The 19,220-nt window shown below is 40.3% G+C and carries 16 protein-coding genes and 2 tRNA genes; 16 read left to right on the top strand and 2 right to left on the bottom strand.

Annotated elements, in window-relative coordinates; translation table 11 throughout:
• Nucleotides 1-91: 91 nt before the first annotated feature.
• On the top strand, nt 92-1,258 hold the full coding sequence (gene cgtA / locus ArsFIN_RS01760) for an Obg family GTPase CgtA (protein ID WP_026821836.1): 1,167 nt from the start codon (nt 92-94) through the stop codon (nt 1,256-1,258).
• Nucleotides 1,259-1,308: 50 nt separating this feature from the next.
• On the opposite strand, the gene dacB is transcribed toward cgtA, so the two are convergent.
• Nucleotides 1,309-2,739: a serine-type D-Ala-D-Ala carboxypeptidase gene (dacB, locus tag ArsFIN_RS01755; RefSeq protein ID WP_034249240.1), complete on the bottom strand. Its 1,431-nt coding sequence runs from the start codon at nt 2,737-2,739 to the stop codon at nt 1,309-1,311.
• 282 nt (nt 2,740-3,021) lie between these two features.
• Here dacB and greA point away from each other — a divergent pair, with 282 nt between their 5' ends.
• A complete protein-coding gene (greA, locus tag ArsFIN_RS01750) occupies nt 3,022-3,498 on the top strand; it encodes a transcription elongation factor GreA (protein WP_026821834.1) in 477 nt (158 codons plus the stop codon).
• A 119-nt stretch (nt 3,499-3,617) separates the two neighbouring features.
• On the opposite strand, the gene yhbY is transcribed toward greA, so the two are convergent.
• Nucleotides 3,618-3,911, bottom strand: coding sequence for a ribosome assembly RNA-binding protein YhbY (gene yhbY / locus ArsFIN_RS01745; protein WP_026821833.1), 294 nt, complete (start codon nt 3,909-3,911; stop codon nt 3,618-3,620).
• 134 nt (nt 3,912-4,045) lie between these two features.
• Between yhbY and rlmE the strand changes: the two genes are divergently transcribed.
• The 14 genes from rlmE to pnp all read left to right on the top strand — a co-directional run bounded on the left by rlmE (nt 4,046) and on the right by pnp (nt 19,133).
• The gene (gene rlmE, locus ArsFIN_RS01740; RefSeq protein WP_026821832.1) at nt 4,046-4,675 is read left to right on the top strand and encodes a 23S rRNA (uridine(2552)-2'-O)-methyltransferase RlmE; all 630 of its coding nucleotides are present in this window, start codon (nt 4,046-4,048) and stop codon (nt 4,673-4,675) included.
• 59 nt (nt 4,676-4,734) lie between these two features.
• The gene (ftsH, locus tag ArsFIN_RS01735) at nt 4,735-6,681 is read left to right on the top strand and encodes an ATP-dependent zinc metalloprotease FtsH (protein ID WP_246067318.1); all 1,947 of its coding nucleotides are present in this window, start codon (nt 4,735-4,737) and stop codon (nt 6,679-6,681) included.
• Between the two features lie 84 nt (nt 6,682-6,765).
• Nucleotides 6,766-7,614 (top strand): dihydropteroate synthase, encoded by an 849-nt coding sequence (folP, locus tag ArsFIN_RS01730; RefSeq protein WP_026821831.1) that lies wholly within the window; start codon nt 6,766-6,768, stop codon nt 7,612-7,614.
• Nucleotides 7,607-8,944 carry a phosphoglucosamine mutase gene (gene glmM, locus ArsFIN_RS01725; RefSeq protein WP_026821830.1) on the top strand — a complete coding sequence of 446 codons (1,338 nt, stop codon included), beginning with the start codon at nt 7,607-7,609 and terminating at the stop codon, nt 8,942-8,944. Before folP ends, glmM begins: the two co-directional genes overlap by 8 nt.
• A 241-nt stretch (nt 8,945-9,185) precedes the next feature.
• Nucleotides 9,186-9,524: a preprotein translocase subunit SecG gene (gene secG / locus ArsFIN_RS01720; protein ID WP_026821829.1), complete on the top strand. Its 339-nt coding sequence runs from the start codon at nt 9,186-9,188 to the stop codon at nt 9,522-9,524.
• A 56-nt stretch (nt 9,525-9,580) separates the two neighbouring features.
• Nucleotides 9,581-9,670, top strand: a tRNA-Leu gene (locus ArsFIN_RS01715).
• A gap of 60 nt (nt 9,671-9,730) precedes the next feature.
• Nucleotides 9,731-9,807: transfer RNA gene (locus ArsFIN_RS01710), tRNA-Met, on the top strand.
• 190 nt (nt 9,808-9,997) lie between these two features.
• The gene (gene rimP / locus ArsFIN_RS01705; RefSeq protein ID WP_026821828.1) at nt 9,998-10,450 is read left to right on the top strand and encodes a ribosome maturation factor RimP; all 453 of its coding nucleotides are present in this window, start codon (nt 9,998-10,000) and stop codon (nt 10,448-10,450) included.
• Between the two features lie 23 nt (nt 10,451-10,473).
• A complete protein-coding gene (gene nusA, locus ArsFIN_RS01700; protein WP_026821827.1) occupies nt 10,474-11,988 on the top strand; it encodes a transcription termination factor NusA in 1,515 nt (504 codons plus the stop codon).
• Nucleotides 11,989-12,009: 21 nt separating this feature from the next.
• Nucleotides 12,010-14,700 carry a translation initiation factor IF-2 gene (gene infB, locus ArsFIN_RS01695; RefSeq protein ID WP_026821826.1) on the top strand — a complete coding sequence of 897 codons (2,691 nt, stop codon included), beginning with the start codon at nt 12,010-12,012 and terminating at the stop codon, nt 14,698-14,700.
• A gap of 270 nt (nt 14,701-14,970) precedes the next feature.
• Complete coding sequence (gene rbfA, locus ArsFIN_RS01690) at nt 14,971-15,384, top strand: 30S ribosome-binding factor RbfA (protein ID WP_026821825.1); 414 nt, start codon at nt 14,971-14,973, stop codon at nt 15,382-15,384.
• On the top strand, nt 15,381-16,322 hold the full coding sequence (truB, locus tag ArsFIN_RS01685) for a tRNA pseudouridine(55) synthase TruB (RefSeq protein ID WP_026821824.1): 942 nt from the start codon (nt 15,381-15,383) through the stop codon (nt 16,320-16,322). Before rbfA ends, truB begins: the two co-directional genes overlap by 4 nt.
• Nucleotides 16,323-16,445: 123 nt before the next feature.
• The gene (rpsO, locus tag ArsFIN_RS01680) at nt 16,446-16,715 is read left to right on the top strand and encodes a 30S ribosomal protein S15 (RefSeq protein WP_026821823.1); all 270 of its coding nucleotides are present in this window, start codon (nt 16,446-16,448) and stop codon (nt 16,713-16,715) included.
• A 291-nt stretch (nt 16,716-17,006) separates the two neighbouring features.
• On the top strand, nt 17,007-19,133 hold the full coding sequence (gene pnp / locus ArsFIN_RS01675) for a polyribonucleotide nucleotidyltransferase (protein ID WP_026821822.1): 2,127 nt from the start codon (nt 17,007-17,009) through the stop codon (nt 19,131-19,133).
• Nucleotides 19,134-19,220 lie beyond the last annotated feature (87 nt).

Raw genomic sequence — 19,220 nt, 5'->3', positions numbered from 1 at the left:
TTTGCAGGGCTTTTTATATTACCTTATGTGATACCATCTCTGGGTAAAACTACCATCTAGCGTATAATGTCTAGTATGCGGAGAAAAGATAATGAAATTTGTTGATGAAGCCAAAATATTAGTTATAGCTGGCGATGGTGGCAATGGCTGCGTTAGCTTCCGCCGTGAAAAATATATCCCTAAGGGCGGGCCTGATGGTGGAGATGGAGGAGATGGTGGAGATGTTTATCTGTTGGCTGATGAAAATCTTAATACGTTAATTGATTATCGGTTTGAAACCATCTTCCGAGCTGAACGGGGTCAGAATGGCCAAAGTCGTGATTGTACAGGTAAACGTGGTCAAGATAACACCATTAAAGTCCCGATTGGCACGCGGATACGTGATTTTTCAACCAGTGAAATCGTGGGTGATATGACTCGTCACGGGCAGCGTTTAATGGTTGCGAAAGGTGGATTTCATGGTTTAGGGAATACTCGATTTAAATCATCAGTCAACCGTGCTCCCCGTCAAAAAACCATGGGAACGAAAGGCGAAACAAGAGAATTGCTACTTGAATTGATGTTACTTGCTGATGTAGGCATGCTAGGTATGCCAAATGCAGGTAAATCGACTTTCATTCGCTCAGTTTCTGCAGCAAAACCTAAAGTTGCTGATTATCCATTTACTACTTTGGTACCGAGTTTGGGTGTAGTACGTATGGATAGTGAGCAAAGCTTTGTTATTGCAGATATTCCCGGTTTAATTGCGGGAGCAGCAGAAGGTGCTGGTCTTGGCATTCGTTTCTTAAAGCATTTAGAACGCTGCACGATACTTCTGCATCTTATTGATATTTGCCCTATTGATGGTTCTGATCCGGTTGAGAATGTCAAAATAATTGATGCTGAACTGGAAAAATATAGTGAAAAGTTATCTCAAAAACCGCGGTGGTTAGTGTTTAACAAAGTTGATCTTTTGACTACTGAAGAGGCAAATGATCGTGCAAAAGCTATTATTGAAACTTTAAAATGGCAAGATAAGTATTATCAGATTTCTGCGGTAAATCAGCTAGGCGTTAAAGCACTTTGTTGGGATATTATGACATTTATGCAAGCCCATCCGCAAAATATATCGCAAGATAATAGTACCGGAGCAGATAAAGCTGAATTTATGTGGGATGATTATCATAAAGAGCAACTATTTGATAATAAAACGGATATAGATGATGACGATTGGGATGAAGACGATGAAGAGGGAATCGACTTCATTTATAAACGTTAATTAATACGAATTATTTTTAGCGGGTATCGAGTAGATACCCTTTTGTTTTTTTAGTTATTACGATAAAGATCTTTGTAGAGATGGCCCTCAAAACGGACAAGTGGAATACGGCGACTATTATATTGTGCAGGTGGTAAGCTATAAGCTGAAATAAACTGTACGAAAGCGATACGTTGACCACTTTGTGTAGTAATGAAGCCGACGAGATTATATACTCCTTGCAAAGCACCGGTTTTAGCTGAGACCTTACCATTAACGCCGGCGTTGTCTAAGCCGCCACGATAACGTAGCGTGCCGTCATGGCCAGCTAAGGGTAACATAGCAATAAAGTTTAGTTGACCATCATGTTTAGCAATATATTGCAAAATAGACATCATAGCTGCTGGTGTAATTAAATTGTGACGAGATAGCCCTGAACCATCTACCATAATTGTATTAGCTAAGTTAATATTGGCTTTTTGTTTTAAAATCTGGCGGATAGCATCGGAGCCAGAAGACCAGGTGCCCGGGACACCATAATATTCACGGCCTATGGTTCTAAAGATCGCATCAGCTATCATATTGTCAGATTTTTTTAACATTATTGTTAGCAAATGATGTAATGGCTTAGATTTTGTTGTGGCCAAAATATTTCCTGCCATGGTAGGCAAGTGGCGCCGTTTAATATGCCCGGTGATCGCTATCTTGGCATCTGTCAGGCTATTTTTTATTATGGCTCCTGCATAGCTTGCGCCATTTTGAATGGCAAATGCTAATGGTAACGGTTCAGTGCGTTGAATTAAGCAACCAGTTAGTATATAACGGTTTAGTTCTCCTGGTATAACATCTAATGTACAATAACGTGCATCAGTAGAACCTTTTGCGAGCGTAATAACTTGGCTGAACATATTAATAGGATAAAAAGGGGCAGTATGGACATAAGCAATATCGCCAGGTTTCTGGCCACTTTGTAAAGTGACTGAGAAACAGTTTTTATCGATAATAGCGGCGCTTGGTGGCGCACTAAAACATTGTGTCATATCATTCCATACCCACCCAGGAGCCTTATCTTGGCCAGCGAAGACTGATATATCAATAATTAAATCGCCATCAACTTGTTCAATGCCTAGCTGCTTTAATTCAGCTACCATACTGCGAATTTGTTGGCGGGTTAAGGTTGGATCGCCCGTGAAGCGTACAACCAAATCACCTTTTAAACGATGACCGATAATTTTTCCTTCAGTTTCAAAATGGGTGACAAATTGATAATCGCTTCCTAACTGAAGCAATGCGGCTAATGCGGTAATAATTTTTTGAGTACTTGCAGGCAAAGCCATTTGTTGGCTATGGTAATCAATCAATGGAGTATCACTCCCCACCTTTTGCGCGATAAAAGCGAGATTTGTGCCTGCAGGCAGATAATTAATGTAAGTTTCAATTGGTGCTGATAGCGCCTGATTGAATATGAAAAGTAGGTTAAATAACCAATATGATCTTCCCATTTTTTTAAAAAAAGCCATAAGTGCGGTATATAAAAGTAGACATAATACACATACTAAAGTGTAATGCAGAAAAAAGTAAACGGTGACCTAGCATTAAGTGTGAGTTAGAATGGTTAATTAAATGATAGAATAATAAAGTTGCAAATTAATAGTTAACAAGGTTTAACCCTTTTTTGTTTGCCTAGAATGTTGTTTTGTCAGAAGTGCTAATTTGCTTTAATGATAGAAAAATCAGGAAGATATTTAATTTTTTATTTAGGAAAGAATCAGAGGCATTTATTAATGAAACAGATTCCAATGACGGTACGTGGCGCAGAAAAGTTGCGTAAAGAGTTAGAATTTTTAAAGAATATCCGCCGTCCTGAAATTATTGCTGCTATTGCAGAAGCTCGTGAACATGGTGATTTGAAAGAAAATGCAGAATATCATGCAGCGCGTGAGCAGCAAGGGTTTTGCGAAGGGCGTATCCAAGAAATTGAGGCTAAATTGTCTCATGCGCAAGTTATTGATGTAACAAAAATGAAAAATGAAGGTCGTGTAATATTTGGTGCGACAGTCACGGTATTCAATGTAACGACAAATGAAGATCAGATTTATCGTATTGTGGGTGATGATGAAGCTGATATCAAAGAAAATCTCATTTCTGTTAATTCACCAATAGCTCGAGGGTTGATCGGTAAGACTATGGATGATGTGGCAGTCATCACTACCCCTGGCGGTGAAGTTGAATATGAAATTTTGAAAGTGGAATATATTTGATTTTCCTTTTATCTTAAAGCGTTATATTCTTGAGTTAATTTTAAAATAAAAGTAAAAGAGGCCAATATGGCCTTTTTTATCCTGAAATGAGATGGCATTTTTGTATAAATGTAAAAGACTTATTTAGGTAAAATGATCTTGTGTGTATCAGAAGGACGATAGAGTATCAAGATTTTACCAATAATTTGCACATTGGTAGCATCGGTTTCTCTAACAATAGCGTTTGCTATCAAATTTTTGGTATCTCGATCTTCACTCGCTATTTTGATTTTGATAAGTTCATGATATGACAGGGATTGTTCGATTTCAGCTAAAACACCTTCAGTTAAACCATTGTTACCTATCATTACAACAGGGTTTAGATGATGAGCAAGGCTTTTTAGATATTGTATTTGCTTTTTATTAAGAGTCATTGTTTTTTGCTTTAGTGGGATTGAAAACGGTACATTCTACCGCCATCTTTTAGTTATCACCATAAATTCTATAATTTTGGTATATCGAAAATGGCAAAGATAGATGTTATTTTATAAGTATAGTTGGAAAAACAATGGCTAATAAAAAGCGTTCAGCAAGCTCTAGTCGTTGGCTGCAGGAACATTTTAGCGATAAATACGTTCTTCAAGCACAAAAAAAAGGGTTTCGCTCACGTGCATGGTTTAAATTGGATGAGATCCAGCAGAGTGATAAAATATTTAAACCTGGTATGACCGTTGTTGATTTAGGTGCAGCGCCTGGAGGTTGGTCTCAATATGCAGTAAGTAAAGTTGGCCTGACGGGGCGGCTTATTGCATGTGATTTATTACTAATGGATCCCATCGTTGGTGTTGATTTCTTGCAAGGAGATTTTCGAGATGAGCAGATATTAAAGGCATTGCTTGAACGCGTTGGTGATAAAAAAGTCCAGGTTGTTATGTCGGATATGGCGCCCAATATGAGTGGGACACCTGCAGTCGATATTCCCCGCTCCATGTATCTGGTTGAGCTAGCATTGGATATGTGTCGTGATGTACTGGCTACCGGCGGAAGTTTTATTGTTAAAGTATTTCAGGGAGAAGGCTTTGATGAATATCTGAGGGAAATTCGCTCTCTATTTTTGAAAGTTAAAATTCGTAAACCAGATGCTTCGCGGTCACGTTCACGTGAAGTGTACATTGTAGCGACAGGACGAAAAATATAGTACCCTGTACGTTATTTATTTAACATAGTTGTAATGAAGAGGTTCATCCCTTGAGTGACATGGCGAAAAACCTGATTCTCTGGGTAGTCATTGCGGTAGTCCTGATGTCTCTATTCCAGAGTTTTGGTCCTAGCGATTCAAATAGTCGCAGGGTGGATTATTCTACCTTTATGAATGAGTTAACTCAGGATCAGATACGTGAAGTGCGGATTTCTGATCGTGAAATTAGTGTTAAGAAAACGGATAACAGTCGTTATACGACTTATATTCCAGTAAGAGAAGATCCAAGATTGTTGGATACTTTGCTTGAAAGGCATGTCACCGTCATTGGTGAACCACCTCAAGAGCAAAGTTTCTTAGCAACTATTTTCATTTCTTGGTTCCCAATGTTATTACTGATTGGGGTTTGGATCTTTTTTATGCGTCAGATGCAGGGAGGAGGTGGCAAAGGTGCTATGTCCTTTGGTAAGAGTAAGGCTCGCATGCTGACAGAAGATCAAATTAAAACCACTTTTGCTGATGTTGCCGGTTGTGATGAAGCAAAAGAAGAAGTGGGTGAGTTAGTTGAATATCTGCGTGAACCTGGACGTTTTCAAAAATTAGGTGGTAAAATTCCTAAGGGTATTTTGATGGTAGGACCACCGGGAACAGGTAAAACCTTATTGGCAAAAGCGATTGCTGGCGAAGCAAAGGTACCCTTTTTTACTATCTCCGGTTCAGATTTCGTCGAAATGTTCGTTGGTGTTGGTGCTTCTCGCGTTCGTGATATGTTTGAGCAAGCCAAGAAAGCAGCGCCTTGTATCATCTTTATTGACGAAATAGATGCTGTTGGTCGTCAACGTGGTGCAGGTTTGGGTGGAGGACACGATGAACGTGAACAGACTCTTAACCAAATGCTGGTAGAGATGGATGGATTTGAAGGTAATGAAGGTATTATCGTTATTGCTGCTACCAACCGTCCCGATGTGTTAGATCCGGCATTATTGCGTCCTGGACGTTTTGATCGGCAAGTTGTTGTCGGTCTACCTGATGTACGTGGTCGTGAACAGATTTTGAAAGTTCATATGCGCCGTGTACCGTTAGATCCTAGTGTTGATGCTTCAGTATTGGCACGAGGTACACCTGGTTTTTCTGGTGCTGATTTAGCTAATTTAGTTAATGAAGCCGCCCTTTTTGCGGCGCGCGGAAATAAGCGTGTTGTCACTATGGTGGAATTCGAAAAGGCAAAAGACAAGATCATGATGGGTGCTGAACGTCGCTCTATGGTCATGACAGAAGAACAAAAAGAATCTACTGCTTATCATGAGGCCGGTCATGCAATTATAGGACGTATTGTTCCAGAGCATGATCCTGTTCACAAAGTGACAATTATCCCGCGTGGTCGTGCGTTAGGTGTTACATTCTTCTTGCCAGAAGGTGATCAAATTAGTGCGAGTCGGCAAAAGCTAGAAAGTCAAATTTCTACCCTTTATGGTGGTAGGTTAGCGGAAGAAATTATTTACGGTTCAGAAAAGGTATCTACTGGCGCGTCAAACGATATTAAAGTAGCAACTAATCTTGCTCGTAACATGGTAACGCAATGGGGTTTTTCTGAGAAATTAGGACCATTGCTCTATGCCGAGGAAGAAGGTGAGGTTTTCCTAGGCCGTTCGGTTGCTAAAGCTAATCATATGTCAGACGAAACTGCGCGAGCAATTGATGAAGAGATCAAGGTAATTATTGATCGTAATTATAAACGAGCTCGTCAGATTTTGAATGATCATATGGATATTCTGCATGCGATGAAGGATGCATTAATGAAATATGAAACCATTGATGCACCTCAAATTGATGATTTAATGAACCGCCGTCCAGTCAGAAAACCAGCTGGCTGGGATGATAATGATAGTAGTAATTCTACTGCAACATCCTCATCACAAGGAGAGTCAGAAAAGAATATTTCTGCCTCTCAGGGTGAAGATAGTGTGGATGGAAATGATAATGGTAGTAACACAGAGAATCGTTAATGCACATTGTTTCTCTATGTGAAATGAATAAATAATTGAAACCCCAGGATAGCCTGGGGTTTTGTTTGGTTGAGTAAGGTGATTATGAAAATTACTGCCCGAAAAATAGAGCTTGATCTTAATCGTCCTATTGTCATGGGAATATTAAATGTTACTCCAGACTCTTTTTCTGATGGTGGTATATACAATCGTTACGACTATGCGCTCAAGCATGCAGCTAGTATGGTTGACCATGGCGCGACAATTATCGATATTGGTGGTGAATCGACCCGTCCGGGTGCTAGTGAAGTTAGTTTACAGCAAGAACTTGACCGGGTTATCCCAATAATTGAAGCCGTAACTGAACGTTTTGATGTTTGGGTTTCTGTTGATACATCTAAAGCTGTTGTCATGGCAGAGGCAGCCAGAGCAGGTGCGCATATTATTAATGATGTTCGGTCGTTACATGAGCCGGGTGCATTAGAAGCCGCAGCTGAAACAGGGTTACCTATCTGTATTATGCATATGTTAGGTCAACCTAAGACAATGCAACAAACACCTGATTATAAAAATGTGGTTGCAGAAGTAAAACAGTATTTATCCGATGAAATTGACCGCTGTGAAGCGGCGGGCATTGCGAAAAGTCGTTTGATTATTGATCCAGGTTTCGGTTTTGGTAAAAATTTGGCGCATAATTATCAATTATTAGCAAAATTGAATGAATTTCATGCTCTAGGAGTGCCGCTACTAGTTGGTATGTCGCGTAAAACTATGATCGGTGAATTATTAGATGTACCACTAGAGGAACGGCTTATTGGCGGTATCGCATGCGCTGTTATCGCAGCTATGCAGGGAGCACAGATTATTCGTGCGCATGATGTGAAAGAAACTGTACAGGCTATGAAGATTGTTCAAGCAACCCTTTCAGTAAAGGAAACAGATGATTATGAGTAAGCGCAAATATTTTGGCACCGATGGTATTCGTGGCAAAGTAGGAGAAAACCCAATTACCCCTGATTTTGTTTTGAAATTGGGTTGGGCAGCGGGTAAAGTTTTAGCGCGGCATGGTTCTCGTAAAATAATCATAGGTAAAGATACACGCATTTCAGGTTATATGTTGGAGTCATCTTTAGAAGCGGGTCTTGCAGCAGCTGGATTATCTGCTGCATTTACAGGTCCTATGCCCACGCCAGCAATTGCTTATTTAACACGCACATACCGTGCTGAGGCGGGTATAGTCATTTCTGCTTCTCATAACCCCTATTATGATAATGGTATTAAATTCTTTTCGATTGATGGAACTAAGTTACCTGATGACGTAGAAGAAGCAATAGAAGCTGAGATGGAGAAACCGCTTACTTGTGTAGAATCTGCCGAATTAGGACGAGCGAGTCGTATTGTTGATGCAGCCGGGCGTTATATAGAGTATTGCAAAGGGACGTTCCCCAGTGACCAAAGTCTAAGTGGATTAAAAATAGTTTTAGATTGTGCTAATGGTGCAACATATCACATAGCACCGAATGTTTTAACTGAGCTTGGTGCTGAAGTCGTCACAATTGGCTGTGAACCAAACGGTTTGAATATTAATCAGGACTGTGGGGCGACTGACGTTGCGCTGCTGCAAAAACATGTTGTAGCAGAAAAAGCAGATATTGGCCTTGCGTTTGATGGTGATGGTGATCGGCTAATAATGGTTGATCATCGGGGCAATAGGATAGATGGCGATCAAATTATTTATATTATTGCTCGGGATGCACTTCGACAAGGTCAATTGCATGGTGGTGTTGTTGGCACTTTAATGAGTAATATGGGATTAGAATTAGCCTTGCAACAGTTGGATATACCTTTTATCCGGGCAAAAGTCGGCGATCGCTATGTTCTGGAAAAATTACAAGAACAAGGATGGCGACTTGGTGCTGAAAATTCAGGCCACATTATTTTGTTAGATAAAACAACTACAGGTGATGGTATCATCGCTGGTTTACAAGTTCTAAGTGCGATGATACGTAATAAGACGAGCCTTTATGATCTTTGCCGAGAGGTAAAATTGATGCCTCAGGTATTGGTAAATGTGCGTTTTTCCGGTACCCATAATCCATTGGTTACAGAAGATGTTTTAAATGTGGTAAATCAAGTGGAAAATGACCTAGCAGGTAGAGGGCGGGTTCTATTGCGTAAATCAGGTACCGAGCCTTTAATTCGTATTATGGTGGAAGGGGAGAATGAAAAACAGGTGACTGCAATGGCTAATCGAATTGCTGAAGTGGTCAAGCAAGCAAAATAGATCATAATATTTTTAGAAAAAATCATATGGTTGTATAAGTATTGTGTTATTTTTCACCAGTTGTCTTCAGGTAACGATTTTTGTTGTTTTTTTCTACAAACAGGACAATGAGATAAAAATAATCTTGCTTGTCAGCTAAGCTTTAGTTAGTATTCAAAACCGCTCCTTAAAGTAACGACGTAAGGAGCAAACTGCAGTAGATAGGTTTTTCCAAACTTTATTGTCAAATAGGTAGTTAGCTATGTACATAACCCTTTTGGTTATCTTTTTATTAGTCTCAATTGCGCTGATTGGTATGGTCATGTTGCAACAAGGGAAAGGTGCTGATATGGGGGCTTCATTCGGTGCAGGCGCTTCTGCAACATTATTTGGTTCATCAGGATCAGGTAATTTTATGACGCGGATGACGGCTATCTTTGCAACATTGTTCTTTATTATCAGTTTAATTTTAGGGAATTTGACCTCCAATAAAAGTGTGACTGGGAGCAAATGGGAAAACATTGGTGAACCGGTTAAAGTTGAAAAACCAGCTGGAGTGCCTACAGCCCCTGCAGTACCAACAAGTGATATCCCTCATTAATTAAACAACAGTTCGTTTAGTGAGGCGGTTTTGTGAAAAAATTGTCTTACTGGTGTGCCGAGGTGGTGAAATTGGTATACACGCTACCTTGAGGTGGTAGTGCCTACAAAACGGGCGTACGGGTTCAAGTCCCGTCCTCGGCACCATTTTAAAAGATAACTTGCGTTTCGCATATTATCAGCGTAAAATTTGCAAAGTTTTTCGAACGCGGGATGGAGCAGCTTGGTAGCTCGTCGGGCTCATAACCCGAAGGTCGTCGGTTCAAATCCGGCTCCCGCAACCACGTCTTAGCATGCGATCTATCTCAGGCGTTTTATTGGATTATTTTCGTTTGGAAGAGTGCTGAGTCAGGGGTTAAACCTACTGGCAGTGTATAGGGTCCAGTTGCATAAAGCCCCGGTTTTCGGGGTTTTTTGTTATTTAAAACAGAATTACTGGGCTTTTAGCCCTTTTTTTATGTCTGGGGGTGGGGTTTGTCCACGTTAGAGCAAAAATTAACATCGATGATTTCAGTGCCGGTAGAAGCGTTAGGTTTTGAATTTGTTGGGCTGGAATTTATTCGAGCACGTGTTTCGACATTACGCGTTTATATTGATAATGAAAATGGTGTTACTGTTGATGATTGTGCCGATGTTAGCCACCAGGTCAGCGCAGTACTGGATGTTGAAGATCCGATCTCAGTGCTCTATAACCTGGAGATATCTTCACCAGGGCTTGAGCGTCCACTCTTTACTGTTGCACACTATCAGCGTTTTATTGGTAAAGAAGTGAATTTAATATTAAGAATAGCAATGCAGAACCGTCGTAAATGGCAAGGTATAATTAAGGCTGTTAATGACGAAATGATTACGGTTACTGTGGATGGCAAGGACGAAGTGTTTGCACTAAAAAACATCCAGAAAGCTAACCTGGTACCCCACTTTTAATAAAGTTCAATGAGGCAACTAGGATGAATAAAGAAATTCTGGCTGTTGTGGAAGCGGTTTCTAATGAAAAATCTCTTCCTCGCGAAAAAATCTTTGAGGCGCTTGAAACCGCATTAGCAACAGCTACTAAGAAAAAATATGAACAAGAGATTGATGTTCGCGTTAATATTGATCGTAAAACGGGAGATTTTGATACCTTTCGGCGGTGGTTGGTAGTTGAAGAAGTGACGCAGCCAACACGTGAAATTACGTTAGATGCGGCAAAATTTGAAGACTCAGAGATTAAATTAGGCGATTATGTAGAGGATCAAATAGAGTCTGTAACGTTTGACCGCATTACCACTCAAACTGCAAAACAGGTTATTGTTCAAAAGGTACGTGAAGCTGAAAGAGCGATGGTGGTCGAACAATTTCGTGAGCAGCAAGGTGAAATCATTACCGGAGTGGTAAAAAAAGTAAATCGTGAAAATATTACCTTAGATTTAGGAAATAATGCTGAAGCGGTAATTTTGCGAGAAGATATGTTACCACGTGAAAACTTTCGTCCAGGTGACCGTGTGCGTGGTGTATTGTATGATGTACGTCCAGAAGCTCGTGGGGCGCAGCTATTTGTTAGCCGTTCTCGTCCTGAAATGTTAGTAGAATTATTTCGCATAGAAGTACCTGAAATTGGTGAAGAAATTATTGAAATTAAAGCTGCTGCGCGTGATCCAGGATCGCGGACAAAAATTGCCGTAAAAACGAATGATAAACGCATTGATCCAGTAGGCGCTTGTGTTGGAATGCGTGGCGCAAGGGTGCAAGCAGTATCAAGCGAACTTGGCGGTGAGCGTATTGATATTGTTTTGTGGGATGATAATCCTGCACAATTTGTGATTAATGCGATGGCGCCAGCTGATGTTGCTTCTATTGTCGTTGATGAAGATAAATGTACGATGGATGTTGCCGTTGAAAGTAGTAATTTGGCTCAGGCAATTGGTCGTAATGGGCAAAATGTTCGCTTAGCTTCTCAGTTACTAAAAAAGCATCGTGGAGATGACAGATGGGAATTGAATGTCATGACTGCGGAAGAACTTGAAGCTAAACATCAAGCAGAGGCACATGCATCTATTAATTCTTTTGTGAAGCATCTTGATATTGATGAAGAATTCGCTACTGCTCTCGTTGAAGAAGGTTTTTCTACATTAGAAGAATTAGCTTATGTACCAATCAACGAACTATTAGAAATTGAAGGTCTTGATGAGACAACGATTGAAGTTTTGCGTGAAAGAGCGAAAGCGGCGCTGACGACATTAGAACTGGCTCAAAAAGAGAGTATGGGGGATAATCAGCGAACTGAGGATCTGTTAAATCTACCAGGTATGAATCATGCTTTAGCAATGAACCTAGCTGCTCATGGTATTTGTACATTGGAAGATCTTGCCGAGCAGGGGATCGACGATCTGAGAGATATTGAAGAAGGGCTGAATGATGAACAGGCTGGTGAAATTATTATGGCTGCGCGCAATATTTGCTGGTTTGGCAACGATCCAAAATAATTTGTAGCAGGAAGGAACAGAATGGCAGATGAAACTGTAAAATCATTGGCAGCAGAGATTCAAACTTCAGTTGAACGCCTGGTACAGCAGTTTGCTGATGCCGGAATAAAGAAAACTGAAAATGATGCTGTTACTCAAAATGAGAAAGAAACTTTACTTGCATACTTAAATCGTGAAGATGGGACCATAGGTAACCAGACTGGCAAATTAACACTCCAGCGAAAAACTCGCAGCACACTAAGTGTTCCTAGTACAGGCGGAAAAAGTAAATCAGTCAATATTGAAGTCCGTAAAAAGCGCACATATGTTGACCGCGATGCATTGGAAAAGGCAAAAGCTGAAGAGCAAGTGAAGCAAGAAGCGGAAGAGCAAGCAAAGCGCGAAGCAGAAAAAAAAGCAAAACGTGAAGCCGAAGAGAAAAAAGCGAAACGTGAAACAGCTGAAAAAGCCAAGCGCGAAGCAGCGGAAAAAGAGAAAGTGAAACAAAGTAAAAATAATCAAAAAACAGCTAAATCGAATCAAGATTCGGCTGCTTATACTGAAAAACAGCGTCGCGAAGCTGAAGCAGCAGAGCTTAAGCGTAAAGCTGAAGAAGAGATGCGACGTAAGGTTGAAGCTGAAGCCAAACGAGTTGCTGAAGAAGCGCGCCGGATGGCAGAGGAAAACTCCAATCGTTGGAGTAGTAGTGATGAAGTGGAAGATAATGTAGATTATCATACTACGACTTCTCGTCATGCTCGTGAAGCAGAAGACGAAAATGATGCCCAAGAAGAAGGGCGTCGCGCCCGAAATCGAGGCGGGAAGGCTACTCGGCAGAAAAAAAATAATAAACATTCTGAGAAAGCTGATCGCGAAGAAGAGCGAGCGGTTGGTCGTACGAATAAAACCAAAGGTAAACAGAAAAAAACCAGTTCTTTACAGCAAAGTTTTACAAAACCGGTTGCGGTGATTAATCGTGATGTTGTTATTGGTGAAACTATCTCGGTTGCTGAATTAGCGAATAAGATGGCAGTCAAAGGCTCCCAAGTTGTTAAGACTATGATGAAAATGGGCGCGATGGTAACCATTAATCAGGTTGTTGATCAAGAAACAGCACAACTTGTGGCAGAAGAGATGGGGCATAAAGTCATTTTGCGTCGTGAAAATGAGCTGGAAGAAGCGATTTTAAGTGATCGTGATACCGGTGAAGCAATCGCAGAACCACGAGCGCCAGTTGTCACGATCATGGGACATGTTGACCATGGTAAAACTTCATTACTTGACTATATTCGTTCGACTAAAGTGGCATCAGGTGAAGCCGGTGGGATCACACAGCACATAGGTGCTTATCATGTTGAAACAGATAAAGGCATGATTACCTTCTTAGATACACCAGGACATGCTGCATTTACTTCAATGCGTGCTCGTGGTGCTAAAGCAACCGATATTGTTGTTTTGGTCGTTGCGGCGGATGATGGTGTTATGCCTCAGACGATAGAAGCTATTCAGCATGCCAAGGCTGCTAATGTGCCCGTTGTCGTTGCAGTTAATAAAATTGATAAACACGAAGCTGATCCTGATCGCGTTAAAAATGAACTATCGCAATATGGTATTGTGGCTGAAGAGTGGGGTGGTGAAAACCAATTTATCAATGTATCTGCCAAAAAAGGGACAGGTATTGATGAATTATTAGAAGCTATCTTATTGCAAGCTGAAGTATTAGAACTGAAAGCGGTTCGTACTGGTATGGCAAGTGGTGTTGTCATCGAGTCCTATTTGGATAAAGGTCGTGGTTCGGTTGCGACTATTTTAGTTCAGGAAGGCACTCTTAATAAAGGTGACATTGTACTATGTGGTTTTGAGTATGGCCGTATTCGTGCAATGCGTAATGAATTAGGCGAAGATATTCAGTCTGCTGGGCCATCAATTCCAGTTGAAATTCTGGGGTTATCAAATGTACCTTCAGCAGGTGATGAAGCAACGGTTGTCCGTGATGAAAAGAAAGCGCGTGAGGTTGCACTTTATCGTCAAGGTAAATTCCGGGAAGTGAAATTGGCGCGCCAGCAGAAGTCAAAACTTGAGAACATGTTTGCTGACATGGAAGATGGTAAGATTTCTGAGTTAAATATTGTATTAAAAACCGATGTACAAGGTAGCTGTGAAGCCATTATTGATTCGTTGCAAAAACTGTCAACTGATGAAGTGAAAGTAAAAATTATTGGTTCAGGTGTTGGCGGTATTACAGAAACGGATGTCACATTGGCTGCTGCTTCTAATGCAATTATTATTGGCTTTAATGTTCGCGCCGATGCAGCGGCAAGACGTATTGTCGAAAGTGAAAATTTGGATCTGCGCTATTACTCCGTTATTTATAGTCTTATCGATGAGATCAAACAGGCGATGAGTGGTATGTTGGCGCCTGAATATAAACAGCAAATTATCGGATTAGCAGAAGTGCGTGATGTTTTTAAATCACCTAAATTTGGTGCAATTGCTGGTTGTATGGTTGTTGAAGGTATAATCAAGCGTAATAATCCTATCCGTGTATTACGGGATAATGTGGTTATTTATGAAGGTGAATTGGAATCACTACGTCGCTTTAAAGATGATGTTAACGAAGTACGCAATGGTATGGAATGTGGTATAGGTGTGAAGAATTACAATGATGTCCGTGTTGGTGATATGATAGAAGTATTTGAAGTCATTGAAGTGAAACGTTCTATTGATAATTAATACCTCTTTTACTGTTGCTTATTAAAAGGCCATAACATCAGTTATGGCCTTTTAACTAAAGAATTATAGATAACCTTTTAAATCTTACATATTGGTTATCGATTGTGACGGTGGTATTAATTCTATGATGAGAAATAATATTTAACAGTTATTATTTATTTTATATAAAAATCAAAATGATATAACTATTAAATTTTATTTTTCTAATATATATCATAATAATGAATGGTTATTATATTTTTAGATTTACCCCTGTGAGGAGATATCATAATGGCAAGAGAGTTTGGTCGTGCTCAGCGTGTTGCTCAGGAAATACAAAAAGAGATCGCCATTATTCTGCATCGAGAAATTAAAGATCCACGAGTTAAAATGGCGACTGTTTCAGGAGTGGAAGTTTCTCGTGATCTGGCTTATGCCAAAGTGTTTGTGACTTTTTTAAACATAACAGATCAAGAAAATGAAACAGAAATGGTTAAAAATGGTATCAAAGTATTGAATGGCGATATGGCGAAACATATTCGTTCTTTGCTGGGTAAAGCAATGCGTTTACGTATCGTTCCTGAATTAACTTTTTTTTATGATAACTCTTTGGTTGAAGGTATGCGTATGTCTAATTTAGTTAGCAACGTGATCCGTGATGATGAAAAGCGCCGTCATACTGCCAAAGATAAAGAGAGGAAGTGATGAGGCGTCGTCCTGGTCGTGAAGTTCACGGGGTGTTGTTATTAGATAAACCCGCAGAAGTTTCATCTAATGATGCTTTGCAAAAAGTACGTCGTTTATTTAATGCTAAAAAAGCAGGTCATACCGGCGCACTTGATCCTTTGGCAACCGGCATGTTACCGATTTGTCTGGGTGAGGCAACAAAGTTTTCTCAATTTTTACTTGATTCGGATAAACGCTATCGTGTTGTTGCTCGTTTAGGACAGCGCACTGATACTTCAGATGCGCATGGCAAAATAATTTGTCAACGTCCGATCGAAATAACCCAGCGGCAACTGGATAAGGCATTAGATAAATTTCGTGGTAATTTAATCCAAGTACCGTCTATGTATTCTGCGCTTAAATATCAGGGTAAACCACTTTACGAATATGCCCGTCAAGGTATTACTATTGAACGTGAAGGCCGCCCGATTACTGTTTATGATTTACAATTTGAGCGTTGGCAAGAGAATGAACTGGAATTAATGATTCATTGTTCAAAAGGGACTTATATACGGACTATTATTGATGATTTAGGTGAATTGTTGGGTTGTGGTGCTCATGTGATTTATCTAAGGCGCTTACAGGTAGCTACTTATCCCAGTGAACGTATGGTAACGTTAGAGCAACTATATACGCTTAAGCAGCAAGTTGAATTAGGGACAACTTCCCTGGAGGAACAATTAGATCCTTTATTATTACCTATGGATACAGCGGTTAGTCATTTTCCGGTAGTCAATATTTCATCGATTGTTGCAACCTATTTTAAACAAGGGCAAGCAGTTGTTGCTAATCATTGTTTTTCAGAAGGTAATAAAGTTCGCGTAACAGAAGGTGATATTCATAAATTTATTGGTATTGCTGAGATAGATGAACAAAATAGGATAGCCCCTCGTCGTTTAGTCATGGAAAGTGTCTGATAGGATTTAGATGTTATCTTGCGTTATGATTGATTGAAGCGTAAAATAGGTGAGCATTTGTTCGGGAAGGCTGAATTAGAGATCGGCTTTCCTTATGTTTAATGGAAAATTTGGAGTTATTTTATGTCTCTAAGTACTGAAGCAAAAGCGCAAATTATTGCAGACTATGGTCGTGATAAAAATGATACGGGTTCTAGTGAAGTTCAAGTTGCTCTATTGACTGCGCAAATCAATCATTTACAAGATCACTTTGCAGAGCATAAGAAAGATCACCATAGCCGCCGCGGCTTGTTGCGAATGGTTGCTCAGCGCCGTAAACAATTGAATTATCTGAAGCGTACAGATGTTGCTCGTTATACCGGACTTATTGAGCGCTTAGGATTACGTCGCTGATTAGTTGGTTTCAAAAGAAAAGGGGCCTGAGGCCCCTTTTCTGCTAGAAAGCGTAAAAAATTTTTAGAATTGGTTTACACTTACAAAATAATTTTAGGAAATAGATTTTTGCCAATTTATTTCTAAAGAAAGTGAGCTTCTTTAGCTACAGCCGGTTCGCGCGGCTAATGAGAATGCTGATATTCACAAGATAAATAAAATATTCAGTATTGTCATTAGTCGTGAGGATGTAGCAAGAAGGGAAATATTGATGTTGTTATATAAATAATCAGCTATTAAAAGGGTATTATTTTGCTTAATCCTATTGTTCGTAAATTTCAATATGGCCAACATACCGTCACTATCGAAACGGGTATGATGGCGCGTCAAGCGACTGCTGCGGTTATGGTTAATATGGATGATACCGCCGTATTTGTCACTGTTGTTGGGCAGAAAAAAGTGAAAGAAGGGCAGGATTTCTTTCCACTAACCGTTAACTATCAAGAACGATCTTATGCTGCCGGTCGAATTCCCGGTAGCTTTTTTCGTCGCGAAGGTCGTCCTGGTGAAGGTGAAACACTGATTGCTCGGCTAATTGATCGTCCACTCCGTCCCTTGTTTCCAGAGGGATTTTTCAATGAAATACAAATTATTGCTACGGTTGTCTCCATTAATCCACAAGTGAATCCAGATATTGTTGCTATGATTGGAGCATCTGCTGCATTATCTATATCAGGTATTCCCTTTAATGGTCCAATTGGTGCAGCGCGTGTTGGTTATATTGATGACCAGTATGTTTTAAATCCCACCGTTGATGAATTGAAAAGCAGCCGCTTAGATTTAGTTGTCGCAGGCACGTCAAGTGCGGTACTAATGGTAGAGTCTGAGGCTGATCTATTGACGGAAGAGCAGATGCTTGGTGCGGTTGTTTTTGGTCACGAACAGCAACAAATCGTGATTGAGAATATTAATGCCTTGGCAGCGGAAACGAATAAAGAAAAATGGGATTGGCAGCCAGAAGCGATTAATGAAGAATTACATAGTCGTATCGCTGAATTAGCTGAACAGCGTTTGGGTGATGCTTACCGTATTACTGAAAAACAAGAACGTTATACTAATGTTGATGCAATTAAAGAAGATGTCACTAATACACTTTTGGCAGAAAATGAATCTTTAGATGTTGCGGAAATAAACGACATTCTTTCCGGTTTAGAGAAAAAAGTTGTCCGTACGCGAGTGTTAAAAGGTGAACCGCGGATTGATGGTCGAGAAAAAGACATGGTACGTGCCCTTGATGTACGTACTGGCGTATTACCTCGTACCCATGGTTCAGCGTTATTTACGCGCGGAGAAACTCAGGCGTTGGTCACGGCCACCCTCGGTACTGAACGTGATGCACAAGTTATTGATGAGCTTATGGGTGAGTATACCGATCGTTTCCTATTCCATTATAATTTTCCTCCTTATTCAGTGGGTGAAACAGGCATGGTCGGTTCGCCAAAACGTCGTGAAATTGGTCATGGACGTTTGGCTAAGCGTGGAGTATTGGCGGTTATGCCGAACCAATCAGAGTTTCCTTATACTGTACGTGTAGTATCTGAAATTACCGAATCTAATGGCTCTTCTTCAATGGCTTCCGTTTGCGGGGCATCACTAGCATTAATGGATGCTGGTGTTCCAATTAAGGCAGCGGTGGCTGGTATTGCAATGGGGTTAGTGAAAGAAAACGATGATTATGTTGTGCTTTCCGATATCTTGGGTGATGAAGATCATTTAGGCGATATGGATTTTAAAGTTGCAGGTAGTCGTGAAGGTATTAGTGCTCTGCAAATGGATATTAAAATTGAGGGCATAACGCGTGAAATTATGCAAGTTGCATTAAATCAGGCAAAAGGGGCTCGTTTACACATTTTAACTATTATGGAAGAAGCGATTAATCGCCCCCGTGAAGAGATTTCTGAGTTTGCACCACGAATTCATACTATCCACATTAATCCTGACAAGATCAAAGATGTGATAGGAAAAGGTGGTTCTGTCATTAGAGCATTAACTGAAGAGACCGGTACTACCATTGAAATTGATGATGATGGTACCGTAAAAATTGCTGCAACCGATAGTTCTAAAGCAGAAGCGGCTATTCGTCGTATTGAAGATATTACCGCAGAAGTGGAAGTTGGTCGTGTCTATCAGGGTAAAGTCACACGTATTGTTGATTTTGGTGCTTTTGTTGCCATTGGTGGTGGCAAAGAAGGGTTAGTGCATATCTCTCAGATAGCAGAAAAACGTGTTGAAAAAGTTACTGATTACTTACAGTTAGGTCAGGAAGTGCCGGTTAAAGTATTGGAAATTGATCGGCAGGGTCGTATTCGCCTTAGTATTAAAGAGGCGGTGTCTGCTGAAAAACCGGCTGAAACGGAAACACAGATTTCTGCAGAATAATTTGACGTAAGGCTCGATGTCCTGTAAAAAGAGCACCTACTCAGTTTTTTAAAAGCTGAGTCTCCGGTAGTTGTGGGGATTGACGGG

Source organism: Arsenophonus nasoniae, assembly GCF_004768525.1.
GTDB lineage: Bacteria > Pseudomonadota > Gammaproteobacteria > Enterobacterales > Enterobacteriaceae > Arsenophonus > Arsenophonus nasoniae.
The sequence above is the reverse complement of the archived record's forward strand: the minus strand, read 5'-3'. Positions and strand labels throughout refer to the sequence as shown.

Bases quoted from the DNA above. Each gene is read 5' to 3' on its own strand.
- dacB (WP_034249240.1), bottom strand. From the start codon at position 2,739: ATGGGAAGATCATATTGGTTATTTAACCTACTTTTCATATTCAATCAG.
- rbfA (WP_026821825.1), top strand. From the start codon at position 14,971: ATGGCAAGAGAGTTTGGTCGTGCTCAGCGTGTTGCTCAGGAAATACAA.
- secG (WP_026821829.1), top strand. From the start codon at position 9,186: ATGTACATAACCCTTTTGGTTATCTTTTTATTAGTCTCAATTGCGCTG.
- infB (WP_026821826.1), top strand. From the start codon at position 12,010: ATGGCAGATGAAACTGTAAAATCATTGGCAGCAGAGATTCAAACTTCA.
- rlmE (WP_026821832.1), top strand. From the start codon at position 4,046: ATGGCTAATAAAAAGCGTTCAGCAAGCTCTAGTCGTTGGCTGCAGGAA.
- rpsO (WP_026821823.1), top strand. From the start codon at position 16,446: ATGTCTCTAAGTACTGAAGCAAAAGCGCAAATTATTGCAGACTATGGT.
- cgtA (WP_026821836.1), top strand. From the start codon at position 92: ATGAAATTTGTTGATGAAGCCAAAATATTAGTTATAGCTGGCGATGGT.
- yhbY (WP_026821833.1), bottom strand. From the start codon at position 3,911: ATGACTCTTAATAAAAAGCAAATACAATATCTAAAAAGCCTTGCTCAT.
- folP (WP_026821831.1), top strand. From the start codon at position 6,766: ATGAAAATTACTGCCCGAAAAATAGAGCTTGATCTTAATCGTCCTATT.
- glmM (WP_026821830.1), top strand. From the start codon at position 7,607: ATGAGTAAGCGCAAATATTTTGGCACCGATGGTATTCGTGGCAAAGTA.
- greA (WP_026821834.1), top strand. From the start codon at position 3,022: ATGAAACAGATTCCAATGACGGTACGTGGCGCAGAAAAGTTGCGTAAA.
- nusA (WP_026821827.1), top strand. From the start codon at position 10,474: ATGAATAAAGAAATTCTGGCTGTTGTGGAAGCGGTTTCTAATGAAAAA.
- ftsH (WP_246067318.1), top strand. From the start codon at position 4,735: ATGGCGAAAAACCTGATTCTCTGGGTAGTCATTGCGGTAGTCCTGATG.